Consider the following 729-nt stretch of genomic DNA (forward strand, 5'->3'; position numbering starts at 1 on the left):
TGGTGGGGGTGTGTCTGGATCGGGGTGCCGATCTGGTGGTGGCGGTGCTGGCGGTGTGGAAGGCCGGGGCGGCTTATTTGCCGATTGATCCGGGTCAGCCGGTGGAGCGGATCGCTTACATGCTGGGTGACAGTCGTGCGGTGTTGACGGTCACCAGTGCGGAGATCGCCGACGAACTGCCGGCGGGCCGGGGTCGGATGCTGGTGCTGGATGACGCTTTCACCGTGATGCGGTTGTCGATGGCCTCGACGGCTAGGCCGGAGCGGCGTCTGACTGGCGATCAGAGCGCGTATGTGATCTATACCTCGGGTTCGACGGGGCGGCCGAAGGGTGTGGTGGTGACTCAGGCGGCCCTGGCCAATTATGTGGGTTCGGTGCCGGGGCGGCTGGGCTTGGATGGTGGCCGGTTTGCGCTGGTGCAGGGTCAGGCTACGGATTTGGGTAACACGGTGGTGTTCGCCGCTCTCACCCTTGGCGGCGAGTTGCACATCGTGGCTGAGGGGGCGGCCACCGATCCTGAAGCGTTGCGTGCCGTGCTGGCTGGGCGTGGCATCGACTTCGTCAAGATGGTGCCTTCTCATCTGGCGGCGATGGGTCCGGGATTGTTGCCCGGGCGGTCGCTGGTGCTGGGCGGGGAGGCTGCCGCGTCTGACTGGCTGGAGCAGGTTCTCGCGAACGCTGATGTGCGCGGGTGTGCGGTGTTCAATCACTACGGTCCGACCGAGACCA

At 65.8% G+C, this 729-nt stretch carries 1 protein-coding gene; it reads left to right on the plus strand.

What is annotated here, in order from left to right:
• Window positions 1-35 precede the first annotated feature (35 nt).
• A partial coding sequence (locus ETD85_RS62575; RefSeq protein WP_240780199.1) for an AMP-binding protein occupies window positions 36-729 on the plus strand: 694 nt, incomplete at its 3' end.

Origin of the sequence: Nonomuraea zeae, from assembly GCF_005889725.1 — a bacterium.
Lineage (GTDB): Bacteria > Actinomycetota > Actinomycetes > Streptosporangiales > Streptosporangiaceae > Nonomuraea > Nonomuraea zeae.